Source organism: Streptomyces sp. NPDC058691 (assembly GCF_042714775.1).
Taxonomy (GTDB): domain Bacteria; phylum Actinomycetota; class Actinomycetes; order Streptomycetales; family Streptomycetaceae; genus Actinacidiphila.
In genome coordinates this window covers 31,973-58,502 of sequence record NZ_JBHXSO010000038.1, presented here as the reverse complement: position 1 = coordinate 58,502, position 26,530 = coordinate 31,973, and the positions used below count along the sequence as shown (strand labels likewise).

Below are 26,530 nucleotides of genomic sequence, written 5' to 3'. Positions count from 1 at the left end.
GCTTCCCGCCGTCCGCGGGTCCGCCCCGGCCCCTGTGGGGCCCGTGATGCCCCTGTGGCGGACGGGGCCGCGGCGCCGGTTTTCCGGGGCGCGGCGGTAGGCGCGGCGGTAGGCCGCCCGGGCGCACGCGGGCCGGTTACTGGGCGTCGGGGACCGCGGCACGCTCCTTGGCGGCCTCGAGTTCCGCGGGGCGGTGCCAGCCGACGTGGCTGCGCAGCCGGAGCCAGGCGGTGGCCTCGTCCGGGGGCATGGCGGCGGCGACGAGCCACCCCTGGATGGCGTCGCAGCCGAGGTCGCGCAGGCGCTCCCAGGTCAAGTCGTCCTCGACGCCCTCCGCCACGACGAGGAGGCCGAGGGAGTGCGCGAGGTCGATCGTGCAGCGCACGATCTCCGCGTCCTCGGCGTCGACCACGAGGCGGGCGACGAACGAGCGGTCGATCTTGAGTTCGCTCACCGGCAGACGCCGCAGGTGGACCAGGGAGGAGTAACCGGTGCCGAAGTCGTCCAGGGACATCTTCACGCCGTGGCCGGTGAGCCCGGCCATCGTGTCCGCGGCGCGCTGCGGGTCGTCCAGGAGCACATGCTCGGTGATCTCCAACTGCAGCGCCCCCGGCGGGACCCCGTGCCGGGCCAGCCGCGCCGCGACGGCGCCGGCGAAGCCCGGCGAGTGGACGTCGCGCGGGGAGACGTTGACCGCGACGGGCACATCGAGGCCCATCGCACGCCAGCGGGCGACCTGGCCGAGGGCGGACTCAAGGACGTACTCGGTCAGCTGCGGCATCAGCCCGGAGGTCTCGGCGATGGCGATGAACTCCTCGGGGCTCACCCTCCCCCGCTCGGGGTGCACCCAGCGCACCAGCGCCTCCAGCCCCGCCACATGCCCGTCGAAGCGCACCTTGGGCTGGTAGTGGAGCTCGACCTCGCCCCGGTCCAGGGCGCGGCGCAGGTCACCGAGGAGGCCGAGCCGGTCGGGTGTGTTGCCGTCCCGCGAGGACTCGTAGACCTCGACCCCGCTGCGGTCACGTTTCGCCTGGTACATCGCGACGTCGGCGCGGCGCAGCAGTCCCTCGGCGTCGGAGGCGTGATCGGGGAAGACGGCGACCCCGGCGCTGGCCTCCAGCACCAGGGTCAGTCCGTCGAGACTGAGCGGCGAACCGAGAGCCGCGACCAGGGACCGCGCGATGCGCTGGGCCCGGGTGGGCGAGTCGCAGGTGGGGAGCAGGACGGCGAACTCGTCGCCGCCGAGCCGGGCGGCCTCGGCGCCGCGCGGCAGGGCCAGCCGCAGCCGGTCGGCGATCTGCAGCAGCAGGCGGTCGCCGGCCATGTGGCCGAGGGTGTCGTTGACGGAGCGGAACTTGTCGAGGTCGATCAGGACCAGCGCGGTCCGTTCGCCCTCGCGGTCGGCGTCCTCGAGCGCGGTCCAGATACGTTCCAGCAGCCACTGACGATTCGGCAGGCCGGTCAGCGGATCGCGCAACTGCTCCTCGGCGCGCGCGTGGGCGATCCACAAGGTGGAGTCCAGGGCGATCAGCGGCACGGCGAACAGCGGCAGCAGCAGCGGCAGATCGGCCGCCACGATGATGATCAGCGGGGAGATCCCGAGCAGCGCCACTCCGACGAAGCCCTGGCGTATCAGGGCGGTCCTGGCCACCGTCGGCAGGGCACCGGCGCGCGGCACGATCGCGTACCACAGGAGGGTCCGGGTCGCGGCCAGGTAGGCGAGGGCGGCGCCGAACACCGACGGGATCGCTCCCATCCCCCAAGTGGCGGGCTGCCAGGGGTGTTCGACGGTCGGGTGGATGCCGAACCCGGACAGCGCGAGCGCGGCCGCGCCGATGCCGAGGATGTCCACGGCGCCGTGCAGCAGGGCCTGCCGCCAGCGGTGCCTGCGGGCCGTGCCGACCAGCACCACGACGGCCAGGCTGACCAGGACCGCGGGCACCCAGCCGTACAGCAGCAGCATGGCCAGGGTCAGGGCGGCCCCGGAGCCGGTGCCGCCCCACCAGCGGTCGCGGCCCATCGCGACGAGGTGGCCGACGATGATGCCGGTGAGCATGGCGAACGCCCAGCCCACATCACCGCCGGGGAAGAACGCGTCACCGTCCAGCACCATCCGGGTGACGCCCACGAGAAGGGCCGCCGTGGCCGCACCCACGACCGCGTACCGCAGGGCCGCGGCGGGCAGGACCGACACGGTCTGCCTGCGCAGCCGTGGCGCCGGTCCGGCGCTGTCCGTCGGTTCCATGCCCGTCCCTCTCGCAGCGGCGTGTGCCGTCGAACCACACGCCCGGCCCGCGGCGTGGTGCCGCGGAACCGCCGCAGGGCTGATGCCCGGAAGGCGCGTCTCTCAACAGTAGGCCGCCAAAGGCTGTCACGGGCACCGATCGGCGGGGGTTGCCCGAATGGATCCCAGGCACCCGGATCGTTCTGGTATGGGCCGAACGGGTGGTGATGGGGCATCACTCGGCTGGGTTCACGGCGACCTCCCGGGCGGCGTCCGCGCCCTGCTCCAGCAGCACGGCGAATCCGGCCTCGTCCAGGATCGGCACCTTGAGCTGCACCGCCTTGTCGTACTTGGAGCCGGGGTTGTCCCCGACCACCACGAAGTCGGTCTTCTTCGACACCGAGCCGGTGACCTTGGCGCCGCGGCCGGTCAGTTGGTCCTTCGCGCCGTCACGGGTGTGCGTGGCGAGGGTGCCGGTGACGACCACGGTCAGCCCTTCCAGGGGGCGCGGCCCCTCGTCCGAGCCCTCCTCGGTGAAGCGGACGCCGGCGGCCTTCCACTTGCGCAGGATCTCGCGGTGCCACTCCTCCTCGTGCCACTGCTTGAGGGAGGCGGCGATGATCCCGCCGACCCCGTCCACATCCGCGAGCCGTGTCTCGTCCGCCGCGAAGATGGCCTCCAGGTCGCGGAACTCGCGGGCGAGCGCCTCGGCGGCGACGGGGCCGACGTGACGGATCGACAGTCCGGCGATGATCCTGGCGAGCGGCTGCTCCTTGGCCTTCTGGATGTTCTCCAGCATGGCCACGGCGTTCTTCTTCAGCTCCCCCTCCTGGTTGGCGAAGACGGAGACGACCTTCTCCTCGCCGGTCTCCGGGTCGCGCTTGGGCAGACCGCTGTTCTGGTCCAGCACATGGGCGCGGATGGGCAGCAGTTGCTCTGGGGTGAGGTCGAACAGATCGCCCTCGTCGTGCAGCGGCGGGTCGGCGGGCTCCAGCGGTCCGGTGAGCGCGGCCGCCGCGACATAGCCGAAGTTCTCGATGTCCAGGCATTTGCGGCCGGCCAGGTAGAACAGCCGTTCGCGCAGCTGAGCGGGGCACGAACGCGCGTTGGGGCAGCGCAGATCGATGTCACCCTCTTTCATCGGCCGCAGCGGGGTGCCGCATTCGGGGCACTGCGCGGGCATGACGAACGCCCGCTCGCTGCCGTCGCGCAGGTCCACGACCGGGCCCAGGATCTCGGGGATGACGTCCCCGGCCTTGCGCAGCACGACGGTGTCACCGATCAGCACACCCTTGGCCTTGACCACGTCCTGGTTGTGCAGGGTGGCGAACTCGACCTCGGAGCCGGCGACCGTGACCGGCTCGACCACCGCGTACGGCGTCACGCGCCCCGTGCGGCCGACACCGACCCGGATGTCGACCAGCTTGGTGTTGACCTCCTCCGGGGCGTACTTCCACGCGATGGCCCAGCGCGGCGCGCGGGCGGTGGAGCCGAGCCGGCCCTGCAGCGGGATCTCGTCGACCTTGACGACGATGCCGTCGATCTCGTGCTCGACGTCGTGGCGGTGCTCGCCGTAGTAGGCGATGGCCTCCTTGACCCCGGCGACCGTGCCCACGACCCGGGCGTACTTGGTGGTGGGCAGGCCCCACTCGTGCAGCAGCTCGTAGGCGTGCGACTGGCAGTCGATCGTGAAGCCCTCGCGGGCACCGATGCCGTGCACCACCATGTGCAGCGGCCGGCTCGCGGTGACCCGCGGGTCCTTCTGGCGCAGGGAACCGGCGGCGGCGTTGCGGGGGTTGGCGAAGGGCTTGTCGCCTGCCTCGACCAGGCGGGCGTTCAGCTCCTCGAACTTCTCCATGGGGAAGAAGACCTCGCCGCGGATCTCCACCAGGGCGGGCACCCGCTCCCCCGCGAGCCGGTCCGGAATCTCGGCGATCGTGCGGACATTGGGCGTGATGTCCTCGCCGGAGCGGCCGTCGCCGCGGGTGGCGGCGCGCACCAGGCGACCGTTCTCGTACGTGAGGTTGACGGCGAGGCCGTCGATCTTGAGCTCGCACAGGAAGTGGTAGTTGCCGCCCTCGCCGGCCGGGGGTCCCAGCTCGCCGGCGAGCCGGTCCGCCCAGGCGTCGAGCTCCTCCTCGGTGAAGGCGTTGTCGAGGGAGAGCATGCGCTCACGATGCTCGACCGAGGTGAACTCGGTGGCGTACGCGCCGGCGACCTTCTGGGTGGGCGAGTCCGGCGTGCGCAGCGAGGGGTGCTCGTCCTCCAGCGCCTCCAACTCCCGCAGCAGCTTGTCGAAGTCGGCGTCGCTGACGACCGGCTGGTCCTTGACGTAGTAGCGGAAGCGGTGCTCCTCGACCTGCTCGGCCAGGGAGGCGTGCAGCTCGCGCGCCTTCGCCGGCACGTCCTCGTTCCTGGCGCCCTCGGGGATCTCGGAGTTCTCCACGTACACGTCCTTCCTCACTCAGGGCCTCACTCGGGGCTCACTCAGGGTTGTCGACGAGCGAGCGTGCCGCCTTCGCGCAGTGCGTGAGCGCGGCACGGGCATAGGCCGGGGAGGCCCCTGCCAGACCGCAGGCCGGGGTGACCGCCACGGAGGTGCCCAGAGCCTCCGGGGACAGCCCCAGCCTGCGCCACAGCGCCCGAACACCACTGACGCTACCGGCAGGGTCCGACAATGGGGCATCGGTGCCGGGCACGACACCGGTGAAGAGCGCGGTCCCCGCCTCGGCCGCCTCACCGAAGGCGTCCCAGTCACGCTCCGTGAGCAGCGAGAAGTCGAAGGACACCCCGGCCACCCCGGCGCGCCGCAGCAGCGCGAACGGCACGTCCGGCGCGCACGAGTGCACGATCACCGATACACCGCCGACACGGCCCACCGCGGCCATGATGTCCCGCAGCGCGCCCTCGACCACCGTGCGGTCGACGGCGCGGTGCGTCCGGTAGCCGCTGGCCGTCCGGATGTGCCCGCGCAGCACCGTGGTCAGCGACGGCTCGTCCAGCTGCAGCACGGGGCGCGCCCCCGGGATCCGGCGGCGTACGTCCTCGACCTGCAGCCGCAGGCCCTCGCCGAGGGACTCGGCCAGGTCGCGGCAGGCACCCGGGTCCGACAGCGCCGCCTCACCGTTCTTCAGCTCGACCGACGCCGCCAGCGTCCACGGGCCGACCGCCTGGATCTTCAGCGGGCCCCGGTAGCCCTGGGTGAACTCCTCCAGCGCGTCCAGGTCCTCCCCCAGCCACGCCTTGGCGCGCCGGGTGTCCCGGCCCGGCCGGTCGCCGAACCGCCAGCCGCTGGGCTCCACCCGCGCGTACAGCTCGACGAGCATGCCGAGGCTGCGTCCGATCATGTCGGCGCCGGGCCCGCGCGCGGGCAGCTCCGGCAGGAACGGCAGCGCCTCCACCGCCCCGGTCGCCGTGCGCGCCGCCTCGCGCGCGTCGCCGCCCGGCAGGGAGCCGACGCCGGTGGCCGTGCCCGGGGACAGCGCGAACCGTTCTTCCTCGCCGATGGCCACCGGTCAGGCCCCCGGCCGGATCGTCAGGTCGTTGATCTCGGCGTCGCGCGGGAGGTCGAGGGCGGTGAGGACGGCCGTCGCCACCGACTCCGGGCCGATCCAGCGGGAGGCGTCGTACGGCTTGCCCTCCTGCTGGTGGACCTTGGCCTGCATGGGGGTCGCGGTGCGGCCCGGGAAGACGGAGGTGACCCGTACCCCGGCGGCGTGCTCCTCCTCGCGCAGCGAGTCCGCGAGCGCCTTGAGGCCGTGCTTGCTGGCCGCGTAGGCACCCCACTGGGCGTGGGCGTTGAGGCCGGCGCCGGAGTTGACGAAGACCACATGGCCTCGGGACAGGCGCAGTTGGGGCAGGACGAGACGGGTCAGCTCGGCGGGGCCGACGAGATTGGCCGCCAGCGTCTGATTCCAGATCTTCGGGGTCAGCTCGCCGATCGGGGCGAGGTCCACGACGCCCGCCACATGCAGCAGGGAGTCCAGCCGGTCCGGCGGCTCCTGGTGGCCCAGCGCCCACGACAGCCGCTCGGGCTCGGCCAGGTCGCCGACGAGCGTACGGGCCCCGGGGAAGCTGTCGGCCAGCTCCTTGGCGCGTCCGGCGTTGCGGGCCAGCAGCCACAGCTCGTCGCCGCGGTCGAGCAGGCGCCGCGCCACGGCGGCGCCGATGCCGGAACCGGCTCCGGTGATCAGGTGAATGGACATGGCCCCATGCTCGCATCACCCGGGCTCACACGATGCCCGCGGTCTCCTCCAGGTAGGCGAGCGCCGCGACCTCGTCCTCCGCGAAGAACACCAGGTCGGTCAGGGGCAGCGGCAGGAAGCCCTCCGCGTCCATGCGCTGGAACTGCTGCTTGAGGCCGTCGTAGAAGCCCGCGGTGTTGAGCAGGACGACCGGCTTGGTGTGCAGGCCGTGCTTCTTCAGCTCCAGGATCTCGGTGGCCTCGTCCAGCGTGCCGGTGCCGCCCACCATGATCACCACGGCGTCGGCGCGGGCCAGCAGCTCCGCCTTGCGCTCGGCGAGGTCCGCGGCGGTCACCATTTCGTCGGCGTTCTTACGCGCCTTGGCCGCCAGGAACTCCACGGAGACCCCGACCAGCCGTCCGCCGTGCTCCTGCACGCCGTCGGCCACCACCTTCATCAGGCCCACGTCCGAGCCGCCCCACACCAGAGTGTGGCCGCCCTTGCCGATCAACTCGGCGAACCGGCGGGCCGGTTCGGTGTAGCGGGCGTCCAGGTCGGCGGCGGAGAGGAAGACACAGATGTTCATACGGGCCAGTCTTCCGCATCACGGGACCGCGAGCGCCCGGCGCGAAAGTGGTGTGATCCGGTCAGGCCGAGGCGGCGGTGCGGGCGCGGCGCTCGGTGGCGGCGATGGTGGCCGAGCCCACGACACGGGTGCCGTCGTACAGGACGACCGCCTGGCCCGGCGCGACACCGCGCACGGGGTCGCCGGTGAAGCGCACGCGCAGCTCCTCCCCGGCCAGTTCCGCCACCACGGGCACGTCCTCGCCGTGCGCGCGCAACTGCGCGGTGAAGGCCCGAGGGCCGTCCACGACCGGCGCGGTGCCGCACCAGCGCGGGCGGATGGCGGTGAGCGCGATGACGTCCAGGGCGTCGGCGGGGCCGACCGTGACGGTGTTGTCCACCGGCGAGATGTCCAGCACGTAGCGGGGCTTGCCGTCGTCCGCCGGGACGCCCAGCCGCAGGCCCTTGCGCTGGCCCACGGTGAAGCCGTAGGCGCCTTCGTGGGTGCCCAGGCGGTTGCCGTCCTCGTCGAGGATGTCGCCCTCCGCGGTGCCGAGCCGCCGCGCGAGGAAGCCCTGCGTGTCCCCGTCGGCGATGAAGCAGATGTCGTGGCTGTCCGGCTTCTTCGCCACGGACAGACCGCGCCGGGCCGCCTCCGCCCGGATCTCGTCCTTGGTGGTGAGGGTGTCCCCGAGCGGGAACATCGCGTGCGCCAACTGCCGCTCGTCCAGGACCCCGAGCACGTACGACTGGTCCTTGGCGGCGTCGGAGGCGCGGTGCAGCTCGCGGCCGCCGTCGGGGTTGACGACGACGGTGGCGTAGTGACCGGTGCACACGGCGTCGAATCCGAGGGCGATCGCCTTGTCCAGCAGCGCCGCGAACTTGATCTTCTCGTTGCAGCGCAGGCACGGGTTGGGCGTGCGTCCCGCGGCGTACTCGGCGACGAAGTCGTCCACGACATCGGCGCGGAACCGCTCGGCGAGGTCCCAGATGTAGAAGGGGATGCCGATCACGTCGGCGGCACGGCGGGCGTCGTTGCTGTCCTCGATGGTGCAGCAGCCGCGCGCGCCGGTGCGGAACGACTGGGGGTTCGCGGACAGCGCCAGGTGCACGCCGGTCACGTCGTGCCCCGCTTCGGCGGCACGGGCGGCCGCGACGGCCGAGTCGACGCCACCGCTCATCGCGGCGAGCACGCGGAGGCGACGGCCGTCGCCAGGGCCTGTGGGTGCACCGGGGAAGTCAGTCATAGCGCTTTCAAGAATACGCGCGCGTCAGGACAGTCCGGCGCTGCGGGCGCGGGCGACGACCGGCGTGATGGCGGTCACCAGGGCGTCGACGTCGGAGGAGGTGGAGGTGTGGCCGAGGGAGAAGCGCAGGGAGCCGCGGGCGAGGTCGGGGTCCGCGCCCGTGGCCAGCAGGACATGGCTGGGCTGGGGGACGCCGGCGGTGCAGGCGGAGCCGGTGGAGCACTCGATGCCCCGGGCGTCCAGGAGGAGGAGCAGGGAGTCGCCCTCGCAGCCGGGGAAGGAGAAGTGGGCGATGGAGGCGAGACGGCCCTCCGGGGCGGGGTCGCCGTTGAGGATGACGTCGGGGACGGCGGCGCGGACCCGGGCCACGAGGTCGTCGCGCAGGGCGCCGACGTCCCGGGTGAACTCCTGGCGGTGCTCGGCCGCGTGGGTGACGGCGACGGCGAAGGACGCGACCGCGGGGACGTCGAGGGTGCCGGAGCGCACGCCGCGCTCCTGGCCGCCGCCGTGGAGCAGCGGCACGGGGCCGACCTCGCGGCGCAGCACCAGGGCGCCCACGCCGTAGGGGCCGCCGACCTTGTGGCCGGTGACGGTCATCGCGTCGAGTCCCGAGGCCGCGAAGTCCACCTCGGCCTGGCCGAGCGCCTGGACCGCGTCGGAGTGCAGGGGTACGTCGAACTCCCGTGCCACGGCGCTGAGTTCCTTGATCGGCATGATGGTGCCGACCTCGTTGTTGGCCCACATCACGGTGGCCAGGGCGACGTCGTCCGGGTCCCGGGCGATGGCCTCGCGCAGCGCGTCGGCGTGCACGCGCCCGTAGCCGTCGACGGGCAGCCACTCCACGCGCGCGCCCTCGTGCTCGGCGAGCCAGTCGACGGCGTCCAGGACGGCGTGGTGCTCGACGGGGCTGGCCAGCACCCGCGTGCGCCGCGGGTCGGCCGCGCGCCGGGCCCAGAACAGGCCCTTGACGGCCAGGTTGTCGGCCTCGGTGCCGCCCCCGGTGAAGACGATCTCGCTGGGCCGGGCGCCGAGCGCGGCGGCCAGTGCCTCGCGGGACTCCTCCACCGTGCGCCGGGCCCGTCGGCCGGCCGCGTGGAGGGAGGAGGCGTTGCCCGTGACGGCGAGATGCGCGGTCATCGCCGCGACCGCTTCCGGCAGCATCGGCGTCGTGGCGGCGTGGTCGAAGTAGGCCATGGTGACCTTGATTCTACGGGTCCGCCGACCGCGCGGACCCGCCCCGGCGGGCCGCCAGGGCCCCGGTCCCGGGCCGCACGGGCGCCGCACGGCACGCGCCGTGGCACGTCTCACACGGCGGCGTCCTCCTCGGCCCGGCTGCGCCGGTGCCAGGCGCGCGGGGCGCGCCAGTGGAAGCGCATCGCCAGCAGCCGCAGTGTGAACGCGGTCACGACGGCGACCACGCCGGTGGCCGGGGTCAGCGCCCCGAAGTGGATGAGCAGGGCCACGATGGACGCCCCGGCGATGGCCGGCACGGCGTACAGGTCGCGGTCCCAGCGCAGCAGGGACGGCACTTCGTTGCCGAGCAGATCGCGCAGGACACCACCGCCGACCGCGGTGGCGAGGCCCAGGGTGGCGGAGGCGGTGAGGTTCAGGCCGTAGCTGTAGGCCTTGGTGGTGCCGGAGACGCAGAACAGGCCCAGCCCGGCGGCGTCGAAGACGCTGATGGTGGTGTTGATCCGCTCGACGTGCGGGTGGAGGAAGAAGACCACCGCGGTCGCGATGAGCGGGGTCAGGAAGTACCCGAGGTCGGTGAAAGCGGCCGGCGGGACCGCCCCGATGATCAGATCCCTGATCAGCCCTCCGCCCAGCGCCGTGACCTCGGCGAGCACCGCCATGCCGAAGACGTCGTAGTTCTTGCGTACGGCGAGCAGCGCGCCGGAGATCGCGAAGACGAAGATTCCGGCGAGGTCGAGCATGTGCTGGACGGAGTGGCTGAACAGTTCGGTGTGCACCGGTCCCATTGTGCCGGGCGGGTTGATCAGGCCGATCAGGCCGATTCCGCCGCCTTCTGCGCCGGACCCGCGCCGCCGGACTCCCCGCCGGTGTTCTCCGGGTGGTGGCAGGCCACCTGGTGGCCGGTGGCCAGCGCGACCAGTGGCGGCTCGGTGGTCTTGCACACCTCGGTCGCCTTCCAGCACCGGGTGTGGAAACGGCAGCCCGGCGGCGGCGCGATCGGCGACGGGACGTCACCGGTGAGCAGGATGCGCTCGCGCTGGGTCCGCCGCTTGGGGTCCGGCACCGGCACCGCGGAGAGCAGGGCGTTGGTGTACGGGTGCATCGGCTTGGTGTAGAGGTCCTCGCGGTCGGCGACCTCGACGATCTTGCCGAGGTACATGACCGCGATGCGGTCCGACACGTGCCGGATGACCGACAGGTCGTGCGCGATGATCACATACGTCAGGCCGAGCTCGGACTGCAGGTCGTCCAGGAGATTGACCACCTGGGCCTGGATGGAGACGTCGAGCGCGGAGACCGGCTCGTCCGCCACCACCAGCTTCGGCTTCAGCGCCAGCGCGCGGGCGATGCCGATGCGCTGCCGCTGGCCGCCGGAGAACTCGTGCGGATAGCGGTTGTAGTGCTCGGGGTTGAGGCCGACCAGCTCCAGGAGGTTCTGCACCTCCTTCTTGACGCCGCCCTCGGTCTGCACCTTCTGCAGCTTGAACGGCGCGCCGACGATCGAGCCGACCGTGTGGCGCGGGTTGAGCGAGGAGTACGGGTCCTGGAAGATCATCTGCACATCGCGGCGGAGCGGGCGCATGCCCGAGGTGCCCAGGTGCGTGATGTCCCGGCCCTCGAACTCGATCTTCCCGCCGGACGGCTCCAGCAGCCGGGTGATCAGCCGGCCCATGGTCGACTTGCCGCAGCCGGACTCGCCCACGACACCCAGGGTCTCGCCGGCGCGCACGTGGAAGTCGATGCCGTCGACCGCCTTGACCGCGCCGACCTGACGGCGCAGCAGGCCCTTGGTGATCGGGAAGTGCTTGACCAGGCCGCTCACCTTGAGCAGCGCATCCGACCCGTCGGCGGTCGTCTGCTGGGGGATCGTCATCTCCTGGCCTTTCACAGCTTCGGCGCAATCTCTTCGGTCCAGATGCGCTGCCGGTCCGCGGTGGGGAGGTGACAGGCGGCGTGGTGCCGGCTGCCGACCTCGCGCAGCTCCGGTACGACGGTGGTGCTGGCGCCCCCGGTGAGCTCCGCGTACGGGCAGCGCGGGTGGAAGGCGCAGCCGGAGGGCACGTTGATGAGGCTCGGCGGCGAACCCTTGACCGGGTTGAGGCGGTCGGTGCGCTCGCGGTCCAGCCGGGGCATCGAACCCAGCAGGCCCCAGGTGTAGGGGTGCTGCGGCTCGTAGAACACCTTGTCGGCCGGCCCGCGCTCCACGCAACGGCCGCCGTACATCACCAGGATGTCGTCCGCGAGCTCGGCGACCACGCCGAGGTCGTGGGTGATGATGATGACGGCCGAGCCGAACTCCTTCTGCAGGTCCCGGATCAGGTCGAGGATCTGCGCCTGCACGGTCACGTCGAGCGCGGTGGTCGGCTCGTCCGCGATCAGCAGCTCGGGGTTGTTGGACAGCGCCATCGCGATCATGGCGCGCTGCCGCATACCGCCGGAGAACTGGTGCGGGTAGTCGTCGACGCGCTTGTCGGGCTGCGGGATGCCGACCCGGTCGAGCATCTCGATCGCGCGCTTGCGGGCGACGGACTTGGAGACCGCGTGGTGCACCCGGTACGCCTCGACGATCTGGGCGCCGACTGTGAAGTAGGGGTGCATCGCGGACAGCGGGTCCTGGAAGATCATCGCGACGTCCTTGCCGCGCAGCCGCCGGACCTCGTCCGGGTCGGCCGTGATCAGTTCCTTGCCGTCGAGCCAGATCTCGCCGGACATCTGCGCCTTGCTGCGCCCGTACTGCCCGGCCCGGTGCAGGCCCATGATGGCCAGCGACGTGACGGACTTGCCGGAGCCGGACTCGCCGACGATGCCGAGGGTCTTGCCCTTCTCCAGCTGGAAGGACAGGCCGTCGACGGACTTGACCAGGCCGTCGTCGGTCGGGAAGTGCACCTTGAGGTCGCGCACCTCCAGGAACGCCGTGGGCCTGGACGCCGTCCCGGAAACCGGCTCGTTCGGCGCGGACTGCGCCTCGGCGCCGGTCTTCTGGATGGGGAGGTCCGTCATGAGAGCCTCACTCGCGGGTCGATCACGGCGTACAGCAGGTCCACCACGAGGTTCGCAAGGACGACCGCCATGGCGGCGATCAGGGTGATGCCCAGGATCACCGGGAAGTCCTTGTCGGAGATGGCCTTCACCGCGGCCTGGCCGAGTCCGGGCAGGCTGAACGTGGTCTCGGTGAGGATCGCGCCGCCGACGAGGGCGCCGAGGTCCATGCCGAGGATGGTGAGGATCGGGGTCATCGTGGAGCGCATGGCGTGCTTGCCGATGACCACGGGTTCGCGCAGGCCCTTGGCGCGCGCGGTGCGTATGTAGTCCTCACCGAGGATTTCCAGCATGGTGGCGCGGGTCATCCGGGCGTACATGGCCGCGTAGAGGAAGGCCAGGGTGATCCAGGGCAGCAGCATGCCGCCGAACCAGCCCGTCGGACTCTGGCTCAGTTCGACGTACTGCCCGTCGATCCAGTGGAACTTGAAGACGATCAGCGCCGCCGCGAGCATGCCGGTGAAGTAGATCGGCAGCGAGACGCCCGCGAGGGCGACGGTCATGAGGCCGCGGTCGAGCGCGGAGCCCCGCTTGAGGGCGGAGACGACTCCGGTGCCGACACCGACCAGCACCCAGATGACGACCGCGCCGGCGGCGAGGCCCAGGGTGACCGGCAGACGGTCCGTCAGGATCGGCCAGACGGCCTGCTCGCTGCGGAACGAATAGCCGAAGCACGGCGCGGCGCAGTGGGTGACGTCGACGCCGTTGGCGTAGTCACGCCCGGCCACCAGTCCCCACAGGAATTTGCCGAACTGGACGAGGATGGCATCGTCGAGGCCCATCTTCTTCCGGATGCCCTCAAGAGAGGCCGGGTCCGCCTGCTTCCCGATGAAGTAGGTCGCGGGGTCGACGCCGACCCATTTGGGGATCAGGAAGAAGATCCCGAAGGTCACCAGTGTGATGACCAGCAGCATGACGACGACAGCGAACAGTCGCCGAATGAGGTATGCAAGCACTGTGCTCGGCCCGGCGGCGGCCCGGGGGTTGTCCCCGGGCCGCCGCACGCGGCCATCACCTGCCCTTCGTGCCTAGCGGGTGTGGCACTCGATCGATTCGAGAGTTGTTACTGCACGCCCAGCGAGGCGTAGTCGTAGCGGCCGTTGTACGCGTCGGCCGTGTAGACGTTGGTCAGGCGCGAGCTGCGCCAGATGATGTTCTTCTCGAAGGTGAAGGGCAGGTAGTACGCGCCCTCGGAGACCTTCTGGTTGATCTGCTTGTAGACGTCGGCCGCCGCGTTGGGGTCGGTCTGCTGCAGCGCCTTGTCGAACAGGCCGTCGATCGCCTTGTCCTTGATCTCGGCGAAGTTGTTGTTGCCGCTCTCAAGGATGAACCGGCTGTCGACCAGCGGCTGGAGGAAGCCCTGACCGGACGGGAAGTCGGCGCCCCAGCCCATGATGATGATGCCGTAGCCCTTGGACTTGACCGTCTTCGGGGCACCGATGATGCCGGAGGTCTGGGCACCGTCGAACTCGTCGAGCTCGGTGGTGATGCCGACCTTCTTGAGCGACTCCTGCAGCGACTCGGCCGTGGCGACCTCGATCGGCTTGTTGTTGCGCACCGCGATCGTGGTCTTGAAGCCGTTCGGCTGGCCGCAGGCCTTGAGCTCCTTCTTGGCCTCCTCGACGTTGCCCGTGGTGTCCTTCAGGACGTTGTACGGGTCGTAGGCGCCGTCGGAGCCCTTGATGCCCAGCGGGAGCATGTTCGGGGCGATCGCACCGCCGGCCTGCGGGCCGCCGCGGGCGGTCTGCAGCGACTTGTGGTCGGCGGCGAGGATGACCGCCTTGCGGCAGTGGATGTTGTCCATCGGCTTGACCGTGGTCGGGAAGACCGCGTAGCGGATGAAGCCCGTGTCCGGGTTGTCGGCGTTGGCCTTGTTCTTGCCGAGGACCTCGGCGCGGGCGGCCTGACCGACGCCGGTGGCGTTGAGGTCCAGGTCGTAGTCGCCGTTGATCAGACGCTTGTCCATGTCGTCGGCGTTGGTGGTCAGCGTAACCGTGATCTTGTCCGGCAGCGCCTTGCGGAGGTCGTCGGTGGACGCGCTCCAGTTGGTGTTGCGGACCAGGACCATCGACTTGTTCGGCGTGTACGACTCGAACTTGTACGGGCCGCTGGAGAACGGCTTGAGGCCGTACTTGGCGCCGGTGTCCTTGGCCGCCGGGACCGGGGAGCCGGACGGCATCGCCAGCATCTGCTCGAAGTCGCTGTTGGGCGTCGGCAGGTGGAAGACGATGGTCTTGTCGTCCGGGGTCTCGATGGCCTTCAGGCCCAGCTTGTCGGCCGAGGTGTCCTTGTAGGGACCCTTGTACTCACCCTTGGGGTCGAGCACCTGCTGCAGGTAGATCGGGCCGCCGGAGATGACGTCCTGGGCCCAGATGCGCTCGATGCCGTACTTGACGTCCTTGGAGGTCAGCGCGGAGCCGTCCTCCCACTTCAGGCCGTCCTTCAGCGTGTAGGTGTAGGTCTTGCCGCCGTCGGAGATCTTGGCGTTGGCGGTGGCCAGGTCCGGCTTCAGCGTGGTGCTGGCCGTGCCGGGCTCCGGCGTGAAGGAGATCAGCTGGCGGGTGTAGTACCGGCTGAAGTCCCACATGAAGCCGTAGTAACCACGCTGCGGGTCCCAGGAGTCGGCATCCTGCGTGCCGACGAACTTGAGCGTGCCGCCCTTCTTGTCGGACACGCTGGCGACCTTGTTGACGGCCGCGTTGAAGCCCGGAGCCTTGGCGGCGTTGCCGTCGGACTTGTCACCGCCGCCGCCGCAAGCAGCGGTGGCGAGCAGGGTCGCGACCACGACGGCCGTCCCTGCGGCCAGGCGCCTCGATGAGCGTGGGGAAATCACTTTTTCGCAACCTCCGTGATTCGCGGTCCGCCACGTCGGCGGACCTGCGTTCCTATCGGTGAGAAGCCACCTGACGTGAGCGGCAGGGGCGGGTGTGCAAGGGCTAACGGGAGCCCTTCGGGTCCAGCGCATCCCGTACGCCGTCACCGAAGAGGTTGAAGGCGAGCACGGTGATGAAGATCGCCAGACCCGGGATCAGCATGAAGAGCGGGTCCGTCTCGTAGAAGGACAGCGCCTTGTAGAGCATCTGGCCCCATGAGGAGGTGGGCGGCTTCACGCCGACCCCGAGGAAGCTCAGGGCGGCCTCGGTGAGGATGTTGGTCGGGATCATCAACGTCGCGTAGACGGTGATCGGCGCGACCAGGTTGGGCAGCAGTTCGCGGAAGAGGATGTACCCGCGGCCGGCGCCCAGGCTGCGTGCGGCGTCGACGTACTCGCGTTCACGCAGGCTCAGGGTCTGGCCGCGGACGATGCGCCCGACGTACGGCCATCCGAAGAAGCCGATGACCACGACCAGGACGCCCATGCGAACGCCGGTGCCGCTGAAGCCGAGCAGCGAGTTCGGCATGACCGAGACCAGGGAGATGATGAACAGGAGCTGCGGGAAGGCCAGCAGGACGTCCATCACGCGGCCGATGGCGGCGTCGACCCAGCCGCCGAAGTAGCCGGCCACGATGCCGAAGAAGGTGCCGAGGACGACCGCCACGACGGCGGACAGGAACGCCACCAGCAGGGAGATCTGCGTTCCGTAGACGATGCGGCTGAAGACGTCGCGGCCGTTGACCGGCTCCACCCCGAAGAGGTAATCGCCGCTGATGCCGCCCCACTTGCCCGTGGGGGTGCCGAACAGCGGGTCGATCTTGTCCTCGTGGAAGTCGTTCGGCGGATGGCCGAACGCGCTCACGATCAGGGGCGCGAAGATCGCGACGAGGACGAGGAGGACGACAACGACGCCGCCCGCCAGCGCCACTTTGTCGCGCTTGAGGCGCATCCATGCGATACGACCGGGCGAACGGCCCTCGATCGCCTTCGCGGGTATGTCGGCGGCGACGTCGGCGACGGCCGTTTCAGCGGTGTCGTGCAGCGGTGCTGTCATGTCTCCTCGTGCATCCCCCTGCCGGCGGTGGCCGGCTTCGCCTGGCCGTCCGTCCGGGTCGACGGAGCGGACCGACCATGTCGGGCGCAGCTCTTGATGGTGGTGCGGTGGCGCTGGACTGTGTGTCGGTCGCGTGATGGATCGTTAGGGCTCGTGCGAGCCGGCCTTGAGGCGTGAGTCTTCAACGGCGCATCGATCAGGCGCCAGACCTGGCAGGGAAGCGATGCGCAACCGTGATGCGGTGACCCTTCGTCCGTTATTACCGCAGTGTTACGCGCGTTGACAGATCGCCGGGAGGGTTGCCGACTCGCTACCGTCGGACCCATGAATGATCGGCTGCGCGCGGTGTGCGACCTCATGGTCCCCGTGGTCAGGGAGATGGCAGGACTGCACGAGTACGACGGCCAGGTACAGGACCTGTCACCGGACGGCGTGCGGCGCGGGTTGTCCGCGCTGGCCCACGCGCGACGCCGCGAAGCGGCGCTTCCGGACGAACACGACGAACGGCACCTGTCGGTCTTCGAGGACACCCTCAGGGTCCAGTACGGCGAGCTGGAGCTGCACCGGCGGGACCCCTATCCCCATCTGTCGAACCTCGAACTGACCGCCTACGACCGGGAGTACGCGCCGCGGGAAGAGCTCGCCGAGGCCCGCAGGCGTCATCTGCTGCAGTGGCCGGACGCCGTGGACGCGGCGGTCGCGTCCCTCGACCGGGTGAGCGCGCCCGTCGCCGGGGCACTGCTCGGGGCGGTCCGCGGTCTGGCCGCCGGCCTCGACGCGGACCAGGAGCCGGAGGCCGGCCCCGCGCTCGCCGCCCACCGCCGCCTGGTGGACCACATCGCCCGCGCCGCCGAGACCGGCGATCCCGACCCGCGGCTCGGCGGTGACGCTCTCGCGGCACTGATGGGCAGTCAAGAAGGCCTGTCGGTCGACCTGTCGGCGCTCGCGGAGGAGGCGGAGCGCGAACGCGACCGGCTCACCGAGCTGTTGGCGGAGTCCTGCCGGCGGCTCGACCCGGAGCTCACCGTCGACGAACTGATCCCGCGTCTGCTCGCGGACCACCCCGACGCGGAGGGGGTGATCCCCGAGGCCGCCCGGCTCACCGAGGAGGTCATCGAGTTCACCCGGCGCCGGGGGCTGGTGCCGTGGCTCGACGGGGACTGCCTGGTGGGTCCCGCGCCGCCGTCGCGGCGCTGGTCCATGGCGATGATGACCTGGGCCGCCCCCGAGGAGGCCGACAGCGCCTCCTGGTACCACGTCACCCCGCCGGAACCGGACTGGCCCGAGGACGAGCGGGAGGAGTGGCTGTCGGTCTTCAGCCGCACCAGCCTGCCCGCGATCACCGTGCACGAGGTCGCGCCGGGTCACTTCGCCCACGGCCGGGCCCTGCGGCACGCGCCCACCCAGGTCCGGCGCGTCCTGCACTCCCTGTCCTTCTGCGAGGGCTGGGCGCACTACGTGGAGGAGGTCTGCCTGGAGGAGGGCTTCCGTTCCCGCGATCCCCGCTTCGCCATCGGCGTCGCCCTGGAGGCGCTCGTCCGCGTCACACGGCTCGCCTGCGCCATCGGGCTGCACACGGGGGCCATGACGCTGGAGGAGGCCACAGTCCGGTTCATGCGCGACGCCCGCCTCGCGCGCGCCGGTGCCGCCTCGGAGGCCCGCAGGGGCACCTTCGACGCGGCCTACGGGCGCTACACCTGGGGCAAGTTGGAGATCATGCGGCTGCGGGAGCGGGCCCGCCAGGAGTGGGGGCGGGACTTCACGCTGCAGCGGTTCCACACGTCCCTGCTGGAGCTGGGCAGCCCCCCGCTCGGACTGATCTCCGCGGTGATCTGACGGGCCCCGGGGGCGGCTTGGGGGGAGACCCCCCGCGAGCCGTCCCCGGACGGCTCAGTACCGCTGCGGCGCCCGGCCGTGGACGGCGCTCGCGGCACCGCCGCCCGCGTGCGCGTCGCGGTCGTAGAAGGGCTGCGCGGCGGCCCGCATCCACATGCCGACGGGGTCGTACTCGTCGGCGAGGGCGACGGCGGCGACGGGCAGTCCCTGGGGCACCGCGGCGAGGGCGGACTGCATCATCAGCCGCACCGTCTCGGCCGACTGGGAGCCGCTGTCGTAGAGGTCGACGCCGATCGCGAGATACGGCTCGCCGACGGCCGGCTGGACCCACGCGCGCCGCAGGGACCGCACCGCGGGGTTGCGGTGGGCCTGCTGGGACAACAGGGCATAGTACTGGGGGATCTGGAGTGCGGGCTCGGCTATCCGCAGCGGTCCCGCGGGGGCATGGTCCAGCCCGAGACCGATCCGGCGCAGATCGAGCCAGGGGACGCCGACGCCGCCGCCGGGGGCGTGCGGGTTGAGCCACAGGCCCCAGCGGTCCGGGAAGAGGGAGGCGGCGATCTCACGGCCGGACACGACCTCGTGCGCCCGGGTCCAGCCGCTGGCGGCCAGTTCGCGCGAGGAGGTCACGCAGGGGGCGTAACCGTAGCCGCCCACCTCCATGTTGCCGTACTGCGCGTCCGCGGCGCCGGGGCTGCCCTGCCACAGCAGCATCCAGACCTCGCCGTCGGCGAGGGCCCGCAGCAACGTCTCGTACGCGTCGAACCTACCGGGCGTCACCTGCCGGAGCGCATGCTCCAGCCCACTGTCCCCTCCCGCGCCCGCGACCACGTGACCCGCCCTTCCACCTCTGCGTCGTCTGCTGCTTCGCCTGCCGGACCAAGGTTATGCGCCGGTGCCGACAAAGAAGGGTCGCACGCGCTCGATCATCCAGTCCCCCACGGGGTCCTGTGCGACGTCGAGAAGGACGAGACTGACCTGCCACGGCACCGGGACGGCGCCGAGCGCGCGGCCGAGCGCGGTCATCGCGGCGACGCGGTCCTCCTCCTGCCAGCGGTCGAGCTCGACGCCGATGAAGAGCGCGGCCGGGTCCCCCTCGACGCTGGCCAGGGCGCGACGTGCGGTGAGGACGACCGGGGTGACGGCGAACTCGCCCGCGGCGGCGGCCAGGAACTCCACCGGCTCCTCGTCCGGCGAGGGCTCCCACAGCCGCACCCGGGCCCCGGTCGGCGTGCCGGGCTCGCGGTCGGTGCGGCACAGCTCCATCACGGCGGGCGGCGGCAGCGGAATCCCCACCGCGCCACCGGGGTTGACGGCGATGCCGACCTGGGGCGGCAGTCCGCGGGCGAACTCGCGCGCCGGGGCGACGGCGAAGTCCATGCCCTGCGCCGCGTGGAGGAACTGCTGCTCGGAGCTGAACACCGGGACGTAGGCGCCGCCGCCGAGTTCGATGGTGGGCAGGTCCAGGTCGGGGCTGCCGGGGCCGCCGCCGGCCGGCAGCGGGATCCACAACTCCGAGCGGCCGAGCACCTCCAGGACGCGGGCGGTCGCGCCCGGATCGCCGAGGGCGGCGGTGAGGACCTCCTCGAGTTCGTTGGCGGGCCAGGTGCCTGCGGCCTGTCCGCCGGCGAACGCCGGGGCGAACCCGTCGGGTATCCGCTGCCCAGGGATGTCCACTGCGTCTCGCCTCGCAAAATCCGGTCGTCGTGCCCTCACCCAAAACCCTATCCGCAGCAGGGCCCGAGGGACCCCCGCGGGCCCGGATCCGTCACACCGTGCGATCGTCCGGTTGCGAGGGGTCACGACTTCTCACAAGGTGGGGCAGGCAAGGACAAAACCCTCACTTGGGAGATTCCTCAATATGCGCATCACCAGGACCACCTCCGCCCTCATAGCGGCCGCCGTCTGCGGTTCGCTGACGATGGGCCTCACCGGCGGTGTCGCGAGTGCCCACGCCCCGGTCCGGATCACGGCCGTTCACCTGGCGCCTGCCGCCGATGCGGCGGAGACCGGCCGAGCCGACCTCATCGCCAAGCTGGGTGACACGCTGTCGATCGGCGCGAAGCTCACTCAGGAGGCCCAGGCCCAGGCTCCCGACTCGGCGAAGCTCGAGGAGCTGCGCCAGGGCCTGGAGGAGGCGACCCAGCAGCTGTCCACGGTCGTCGGCCAGGCGGCCGGCGCGGCCGACCCGTCGCAGACCTACCAGTCCGGCATCGACCCGGCGGCACAGTTCCCTGCCGGCCCCGCCACCGACCCGCAGTTCGCCGACGTGGCGCTGCCCGCCGACAGCAGCGAGCGCGCCGCGGACCCCGTGTCCGACGTCCAGAAGCAGCTCGACACGCTGGTGGCAGATGTCGCCGCGCTGCTGAAGGCGGCCCTGGCCAAGGACCTCGCGGGCGTGACCGCCGGTGTGACCAGGGTCGTCGCCGACCTGCAGGCGCTCCTGCTGTCCGTGCCGAAGCTGCTGACCGGTGCGCTTCCCCTTCCCATCACGCTGCCGCTGGACGACCAGTCGGCGCTGGACCCGCAGGCTCCCGAGGCCCTGGCGCCCCAGGACCCGGCCGCGGCTCCCCAGGCTCCCGAGATGCCTGTGGCGCCCTTCTCGCAGGTCCAGTAGTCCGCGCGATCACCGCACCATCGGCGCACCACCGTGGCGGCCCGGCCGCTCAGCCGTCGAAGTCGATGGCCTCGAGCCGCCGGGCCGCTTCGCGGTCCAGCAGCACCGCCGAGGTGCAGGCGGCCGGCAGCCGGCCCTCCTCGGCCGCGCGCAGCAGCAGCCGTGAGGCCCGCTGATGCCGGGCCATGGCGTACGCCGACACCCCCCGCCCCCGCGCGCGCTGCCCCTCGAGGGCGGCCTCCACGGGCACGTCGAGCAGCACCAGGTGCATCCCCCGGCCGCGGCGCCGCGCCTCCCGGCCGACCCAGGCCCGTACCCACGGCAGGGTGCCGCAGTCGTGCAGGGCCACGCCGGCGCCGGAACGCAGGGCCCGCCACAGCCCCAGGTAGTGCGCCAGCCGCACCAGGGGGCGGTAGACGGCATAGGGGAGCAGGCGGGGCATCCGTACCTGCCAGCGCTCGCGCACGTCCTGGGAGTCGATCAGCCAGGCGTCACCGGAGACGCGGCGCATCAGGGTGCTCTTGCCGCCGCCGGGGAGCCCGGAGACGATCAGGACGTCACCGGCCGGGTAGCGCAGCCGGCGTACCCGGGTGCGCCCCGCGCGCAGGTCGACCAGCCTGCTCGGGCGCACCGAGCGCCCGGCGCGGACCGCACCTCGGGGACGGACCGCCGGCCGCACGGCCGCCGGACGGGGAGCGGCCGGTGCCCCGGCCGTCGCGTACGCACTCTGCCACCGCACAGTCGCCCTCCCGGTGAGACTTTCAAGAAATGGTAAATCCTCGGTATGCGCCTACCCAGGGAAGCGACGCGGTGACAACACGATCGGGACCCGACCGGGACATCGGGGACACGGCCGAGACAAGGCCGGGCGGCCGTGCAATGATGGCGGCCTCAATCACATATCGGCCGTTCGAGGCCGCGCGGGAGAGTTCCCCGTTCCCGCCACGGCGGGCGGGGCGCCGAAGGAGCAAGTCCTCCCTTGAATCTCTCAGGCACAGATACCGCGCGTCCGAGGCACATCTGAAAAGCGGGCGAGCCCTCCCGGTCACGGGGCGGCCGCCCCACCCAAGGTGCAAACCCGGGCTCCTCCGCACGGAGGGTCGAGGTGAACCTCTCAGGTTCCGATGACAGATGGGGAGGGCAAGCCCCCTTCCTGTCATCGCCCGACTTGTCTTTCCATGTCCTTGGGAGCCCGCCCGATGAGTGAACCCCGCCGTACCGCGCTGGACGCCCTGCACCGTTCCCTCGGTGCCACCATGACCGACTTCGCGGGCTGGGACATGCCGCTGCGGTACGCCAGCGAGCGCGACGAGCACACCGCCGTACGGACCCGGGCCGGTCTGTTCGACCTGTCCCACATGGGCGAGATCACGGTCACCGGCCCCGCCGCGGGCGAGGCGCTGGACCACGCGCTGGTCGGCCACATCTCCGCGCTGGCCGTCGGCCGCGCGCGCTACACGATGATCTGTGCCCCCGACGGCGGCATCCTGGACGACCTGATCGTCTACCGGCTCGGCGAGCAGGAGTACATGGTCGTCGCCAACGCCTCCAACGCGCAGGTGGTCCTGGACGCGGTGACCGAGCGCGCGGCCGGCTTCGACGCCGCCGTGCGCGACGACCGGGACGCGTACGCGCTGATCGCCGTCCAGGGCCCGGAGTCCCCCGGCATCCTGAAGTCGCTGACCGACGCCGACCTCGACGGCCTGAAGTACTACGCCGGGCTGCCCGGCACGGTCGCCGGCGTCTCGGCGCTGATCGCCCGCACGGGGTACACCGGTGAGGACGGCTTCGAGCTGTTCGTCGCCCCCGCCGACGCGGAGAAGCTGTGGCAGGCGCTCACCGACGCGGGTGCGGACGCCGGCCTGGTGCCCTGCGGGCTGTCCTGCCGGGACACGCTCCGCCTGGAGGCGGGCATGCCGCTGTACGGGCACGAACTGACCACCGCCCTCACCCCGTTCGACGCCGGTCTCGGCCGGGTCGTGAAGTTCGACAAGCCCGGTGACTTCGTGGGCCGGCAGGCGCTGGCCGCCGCCGCGGAGCGCGCCGCGGCCGAGCCGCCGCGCAAGCTGGTCGGCCTGGTCGCCGAGGGCCGCCGGGTCCCGCGGGCGGGCTACCCGGTGGTGGCCGGCGGCGCCGTGATCGGCGAGATCACCTCGGGCGCCCCGTCCCCGACCCTGGGCAAGCCGATCGCGATGGCCTACGTGGACGCCGAGCACGCCGCGCCGGGCACCTCCGGTGTGGGCGTCGACATCCGCGGTACGCATGAGCCGTACGAGGTGGTGGCCCTGCCGTTCTACAAGCGGCAGCGCTGAGGCCCCGCCCGCACACCGGGCACAGCCGTCCCACCTGTCAAGACAGCCGTTCACCAGCACATCCCCTCATCCAGGAGAATTCACGCCATGAGCAACCCCCAGCAGCTGCGCTACAGCAAGGAGCACGAGTGGCTGTCGGCCGCGGACGCGGACGGCGTGTCCTCGGTGGGCATCACCGAGCACGCGGCGAACGCCCTCGGCGACGTCGTCTACGTCCAGCTCCCGACGGTCGGCGACTCGGTGTCCGCGGGTGAGACCTGCGGCGAGCTGGAGTCGACCAAGTCGGTCAGCGACCTGTACTCCCCCGTCTCCGGCGAGGTCACCGAGGTCAACGAGGACGTCGTCAACGACCCCTCCCTGGTGAACTCGGCCTCCTTCGAGGGCGGCTGGCTGTTCAAGGTGAAGGTGTCCGAGGAGCCCGCCGACCTGCTCTCGGCCGACGAGTACACCGCCTTCACCGGCAGCTGACCCCGCCGCGGCACCCCGCCGCCCCGCCCTGCCCACCACGACCTCCGGACGGATGATCCCCCAGATGTCGCTTCTCAACAGCTCCCTGCACGAGCTCGACCCCGACGTCGCCGCCGCCGTCGACGCCGAACTGCACCGCCAGCAGTCCACCCTGGAGATGATCGCCTCGGAGAACTTCGCTCCGGTCGCGGTCCTCCAGGCCCAGGGCTCGGTGCTGACCAACAAGTACGCCGAGGGCTACCCCGGCCGCCGCTACTACGGCGGCTGCGAGCACGTCGACGTCGTCGAACAGCTGGCCATCGACCGGGTCAAGGCGCTCTTCGGCGCCGAGCACGCCAACGTCCAGCCGCACTCGGGCGCGCAGGCCAACGCGGCCGCGATGTTCGCGCTGCTGAACCCCGGTGACACGATCCTGGGCCTGAACCTCGCCCACGGCGGGCACCTGACCCACGGCATGAAGATCAACTTCTCCGGCAAGCTCTACAACGTGGTCGCCTACCACGTGGACGCCGAGACCGGCCAGGTCGACATGGCCGAGGTCGAGCGCCTCGCCAAGGAGTCCCGGCCGAAGCTGATCATCGCCGGCTGGTCCGCCTACCCGCGGCAGCTGGACTTCGCGGCCTTCCGGCGGATCGCCGACGAGGTCGGCGCCTACCTGATGGTCGACATGGCGCACTTCGCCGGCCTGGTCGCGGCGGGGCTCCACCCCTCCCCCGTGCCGCACGCGGACGTCGTCACCACCACCACGCACAAGACGCTGGGCGGCCCGCGCGGCGGCGTCATCCTCAGCAAGGCCGAACTCGCCAAGAAGATCAACTCGGCGGTCTTCCCGGGCCAGCAGGGCGGCCCGCTGGAGCACGTCATCGCGGCGAAGGCGGTCGCCTTCAAGATCGCGGCGAGCGAGGAGTTCAAGGACCGCCAGGTCCGCACCCTGGAGGGCGCGAAGATCCTCGCCGAGCGGCTGACGCAGGCCGACGTCACGGCGGCGGGCGTCTCGGTGCTGTCCGGCGGCACGGACGTGCACCTGGTCCTGGTCGACCTGCGCGACAGCGACCTGGACGGCCGGCAGGCCGAGGACCGGCTGCACGAGATCGGCATCACGGTCAACCGCAACGCCGTCCCGAACGACCCGCGCCCGCCGATGGTCACCTCCGGCCTGCGCGTCGGCACGCCGGCGCTCGCCACCCGCGGCTTCGGCACCGAGGACTTCCGCGAGGTCGCCGAGGTCATGGCCGAAGCCCTGAAGCCGGGCTTCGACGCGGAGACGGCCAAGGCGCTCGGCGCCCGGGTCACCGCGCTCGCCGAGAAGCACCCGCTGTACCCCGGTCTGAAGTAGCGACCGTCACCCGTTGTGCGGGACCGCCCCGGGCGGGCGGTCCCGCACACTGGACCTTGCGCGCAACACCCGTGCGCGCGATCCGAACCACCCGGCGGCGACCCCGCCGGCCCCCGGCGGACAACGGGGTCCGCGAACCCGAGGAGTCCTTCACCGTGGCCATCTCCGTCTTCGACCTCTTCTCGATCGGCATAGGCCCGTCCAGCTCGCACACCGTGGGCCCGATGCGCGCCGCGCGGATGTTCGCCCAGCGCCTGAAGAACGACGGACTCCTGGCCGGCGTCGCCTCGGTGCGCGCCGAGCTCTTCGGCTCCCTCGGCGCCACCGGCCACGGCCACGGCACCCCGAAGGCGGTCCTGCTGGGCCTGGAGGGCGACTCCCCCCGCACCGTCGACGTGGACACCGCCGACGAGCGTGTCGAGCTGATCCGCGGCAGCGGCCGCATCAACCTGCTCGGCGCCCACGAGATCCCCTTCTCCGCCGACACCGACCTGGTCCTGCACCGGCGCCGCTCGCTGCCGTACCACGCCAACGGCATGACGCTCTTCGCGTACGACGACGCCGGGGTGCCCGTACTGGAGAAGACCTACTACTCGGTGGGCGGCGGCTTCGTCGTCGACGAGGACGCGGTGGGCGAGGACCGCATCAAGCTCGACGACACCGTGCTGAAGTACCCCTTCCGCACCGGCGACGAGCTGCTGCGCCTCACCCGCGAGACCGGCCTGTCCATCTCCGGCCTGATGCTGGAGAACGAGAAGGCCTGGCGCTCGGAGGCCGAGATCCGCGCGGGCCTGCTGGAGATCTGGGGCGTCATGCAGGACTGCGTGAACGCCGGCCTCACCCGCGAGGGCATCCTCCCCGGCGGCCTCAAGGTCCGCCGCCGCGCCTCCGCCACCGCCCGCCAGCTGCGCGCCGAGGGCGGCACCGCCGAACACGCCATGGAGTGGGTCACCCTCTACGCCATGGCCGTCAACGAGGAGAACGCCGCCGGCGGCCGCGTCGTCACCGCCCCGACCAACGGCGCCGCCGGCATCATCCCGGCCGTGCTGCACTACTACGTGAACTTCGTGGCCGGGCGGTCGACGCAGGCCGAGAAGGAGGACGGCGTCGTCCGCTTCCTGCTCGCCGCCGGCGCGATCGGCATGCTGTTCAAGGAGAACGCCTCCATCTCCGGCGCCGAGGTCGGCTGCCAGGGCGAGGTCGGCTCCGCCTGCTCCATGGCCGCGGGCGGCCTCGCCGAGGTCCTCGGCGGCGGGCCGGAGAAGGTCGAGAACGCCGCCGAGATCGGCATGGAGCACAACCTCGGCCTCACCTGCGACCCCGTCGGCGGCCTTGTCCAGATCCCCTGCATCGAGCGCAACGGCATGGCCGCGGTCAAGGCCGTCACGGCGGCCCGGATGGCGATGCGGGGCGACGGGCGGCACCACGTCTCCCTCGACAAGGTCATCAAGACCATGAAGGAGACCGGGGCCGACATGAAGGTCAAGTACAAGGAGACGGCGCGGGGCGGGCTCGCGGTGAACGTCATCGAGTGCTAGAAGAGCAGGCCCCGGCCGGCGCGTTCGTACCCTTCGGCGCTG

At 71.6% G+C, this 26,530-nt stretch carries 22 protein-coding genes and 2 riboswitches; of the genes, 6 read left to right on the top strand and 16 right to left on the bottom strand.

The genetic code is table 11. The annotated features are described in order from the left end of the window. Positions 1-136: 136 nt before the first annotated feature. The 13 genes from ACFWVC_RS25340 to ACFWVC_RS25280 form a co-directional block, all read right to left on the bottom strand. A complete protein-coding gene (locus ACFWVC_RS25340; protein WP_384290444.1) occupies positions 137-2,245 on the bottom strand; it encodes a putative bifunctional diguanylate cyclase/phosphodiesterase in 2,109 nt (702 codons plus the stop codon). A gap of 214 nt (positions 2,246-2,459) precedes the next feature. After that, a complete protein-coding gene (ligA, locus tag ACFWVC_RS25335; RefSeq protein ID WP_384290442.1) occupies positions 2,460-4,688 on the bottom strand; it encodes an NAD-dependent DNA ligase LigA in 2,229 nt (742 codons plus the stop codon). A 19-nt stretch (positions 4,689-4,707) separates the two neighbouring features. After that, positions 4,708-5,736 carry a methionine synthase gene (locus tag ACFWVC_RS25330; RefSeq protein WP_384290439.1) on the bottom strand — a complete coding sequence of 343 codons (1,029 nt, stop codon included), beginning with the start codon at positions 5,734-5,736 and terminating at the stop codon, positions 4,708-4,710. 3 nt (positions 5,737-5,739) lie between these two features. Further along, positions 5,740-6,429: an SDR family oxidoreductase gene (locus ACFWVC_RS25325; RefSeq protein WP_384290437.1), complete on the bottom strand. Its 690-nt coding sequence runs from the start codon at positions 6,427-6,429 to the stop codon at positions 5,740-5,742. A gap of 25 nt (positions 6,430-6,454) precedes the next feature. Beyond that, positions 6,455-6,994 carry a TIGR00730 family Rossman fold protein gene (locus tag ACFWVC_RS25320; protein ID WP_384290434.1) on the bottom strand — a complete coding sequence of 180 codons (540 nt, stop codon included), beginning with the start codon at positions 6,992-6,994 and terminating at the stop codon, positions 6,455-6,457. Between the two features lie 61 nt (positions 6,995-7,055). Beyond that, complete coding sequence (mnmA, locus tag ACFWVC_RS25315; protein WP_384290432.1) at positions 7,056-8,219, bottom strand: tRNA 2-thiouridine(34) synthase MnmA; 1,164 nt, start codon at positions 8,217-8,219, stop codon at positions 7,056-7,058. Positions 8,220-8,243: 24 nt separating this feature from the next. Continuing rightward, positions 8,244-9,413 (bottom strand): cysteine desulfurase family protein, encoded by a 1,170-nt coding sequence (locus ACFWVC_RS25310; protein WP_384290429.1) that lies wholly within the window; start codon positions 9,411-9,413, stop codon positions 8,244-8,246. Between the two features lie 110 nt (positions 9,414-9,523). Further along, positions 9,524-10,189 (bottom strand): trimeric intracellular cation channel family protein, encoded by a 666-nt coding sequence (locus ACFWVC_RS25305; RefSeq protein WP_384290424.1) that lies wholly within the window; start codon positions 10,187-10,189, stop codon positions 9,524-9,526. A 35-nt stretch (positions 10,190-10,224) separates the two neighbouring features. Continuing rightward, positions 10,225-11,286, bottom strand: a complete 1,062-nt coding sequence (locus ACFWVC_RS25300) for an ABC transporter ATP-binding protein (protein WP_384290421.1) — start codon at positions 11,284-11,286, stop codon at positions 10,225-10,227. 11 nt (positions 11,287-11,297) lie between these two features. Then, positions 11,298-12,413, bottom strand: coding sequence for an ABC transporter ATP-binding protein (locus ACFWVC_RS25295; protein ID WP_384290420.1), 1,116 nt, complete (start codon positions 12,411-12,413; stop codon positions 11,298-11,300). Further along, entirely contained in the window at positions 12,410-13,408 is a 999-nt protein-coding gene (locus ACFWVC_RS25290) for an ABC transporter permease (RefSeq protein WP_384290417.1), read from the bottom strand. The genes ACFWVC_RS25295 and ACFWVC_RS25290 overlap by 4 nt, the downstream gene beginning before the upstream one ends. A gap of 107 nt (positions 13,409-13,515) precedes the next feature. Continuing rightward, the gene (locus tag ACFWVC_RS25285) at positions 13,516-15,237 is read right to left on the bottom strand and encodes an ABC transporter substrate-binding protein (protein ID WP_384290416.1); all 1,722 of its coding nucleotides are present in this window, start codon (positions 15,235-15,237) and stop codon (positions 13,516-13,518) included. Between the two features lie 151 nt (positions 15,238-15,388). Next, positions 15,389-16,381 carry an ABC transporter permease gene (locus ACFWVC_RS25280; RefSeq protein WP_384290413.1) on the bottom strand — a complete coding sequence of 331 codons (993 nt, stop codon included), beginning with the start codon at positions 16,379-16,381 and terminating at the stop codon, positions 15,389-15,391. Positions 16,382-16,705: 324 nt separating this feature from the next. Between ACFWVC_RS25280 and ACFWVC_RS25275 the strand changes: the two genes are divergently transcribed. After that, on the top strand, positions 16,706-18,217 hold the full coding sequence (locus ACFWVC_RS25275) for a DUF885 family protein (protein ID WP_384290411.1): 1,512 nt from the start codon (positions 16,706-16,708) through the stop codon (positions 18,215-18,217). Positions 18,218-18,271: 54 nt separating this feature from the next. Here ACFWVC_RS25275 and ACFWVC_RS25270 read toward each other — a convergent pair whose 3' ends face one another. Next, a complete protein-coding gene (locus ACFWVC_RS25270) occupies positions 18,272-19,048 on the bottom strand; it encodes an enhanced serine sensitivity protein SseB C-terminal domain-containing protein (protein WP_384290409.1) in 777 nt (258 codons plus the stop codon). Between the two features lie 54 nt (positions 19,049-19,102). Beyond that, on the bottom strand, positions 19,103-19,894 hold the full coding sequence (locus tag ACFWVC_RS25265; RefSeq protein WP_384290408.1) for an enhanced serine sensitivity protein SseB: 792 nt from the start codon (positions 19,892-19,894) through the stop codon (positions 19,103-19,105). Between the two features lie 184 nt (positions 19,895-20,078). On the opposite strand from ACFWVC_RS25265, the gene ACFWVC_RS25260 reads away from it, so the two are divergent. After that, the gene (locus ACFWVC_RS25260) at positions 20,079-20,834 is read left to right on the top strand and encodes a hypothetical protein (RefSeq protein ID WP_384290406.1); all 756 of its coding nucleotides are present in this window, start codon (positions 20,079-20,081) and stop codon (positions 20,832-20,834) included. 49 nt (positions 20,835-20,883) lie between these two features. Here the strand turns inward: ACFWVC_RS25260 and ACFWVC_RS25255 are convergent, their stop codons facing one another. Further along, positions 20,884-21,573 (bottom strand): AAA family ATPase, encoded by a 690-nt coding sequence (locus ACFWVC_RS25255; RefSeq protein WP_384290404.1) that lies wholly within the window; start codon positions 21,571-21,573, stop codon positions 20,884-20,886. Positions 21,574-21,745: 172 nt separating this feature from the next. Then, a riboswitch (glycine riboswitch) is annotated at positions 21,746-21,848 on the top strand. 1 nt (position 21,849) lies between these two features. Continuing rightward, positions 21,850-21,975, top strand: a riboswitch (glycine riboswitch). Between the two features lie 58 nt (positions 21,976-22,033). On the opposite strand from ACFWVC_RS25255, the gene gcvT reads away from it, so the two are divergent. The 4 genes from gcvT (at position 22,034) to ACFWVC_RS25235 (ending at position 26,488) form a co-directional block, all read left to right on the top strand. Next, complete coding sequence (gene gcvT / locus ACFWVC_RS25250) at positions 22,034-23,146, top strand: glycine cleavage system aminomethyltransferase GcvT (protein ID WP_384290402.1); 1,113 nt, start codon at positions 22,034-22,036, stop codon at positions 23,144-23,146. Positions 23,147-23,233: 87 nt separating this feature from the next. Beyond that, positions 23,234-23,614, top strand: a complete 381-nt coding sequence (gcvH, locus tag ACFWVC_RS25245) for a glycine cleavage system protein GcvH (protein ID WP_319659863.1) — start codon at positions 23,234-23,236, stop codon at positions 23,612-23,614. Positions 23,615-23,678: 64 nt separating this feature from the next. Continuing rightward, the gene (glyA, locus tag ACFWVC_RS25240) at positions 23,679-24,950 is read left to right on the top strand and encodes a serine hydroxymethyltransferase (protein ID WP_384290399.1); all 1,272 of its coding nucleotides are present in this window, start codon (positions 23,679-23,681) and stop codon (positions 24,948-24,950) included. 155 nt (positions 24,951-25,105) lie between these two features. Further along, on the top strand, positions 25,106-26,488 hold the full coding sequence (locus ACFWVC_RS25235) for an L-serine ammonia-lyase (protein ID WP_384290396.1): 1,383 nt from the start codon (positions 25,106-25,108) through the stop codon (positions 26,486-26,488). Positions 26,489-26,530: the final 42 nt, after the last annotated feature.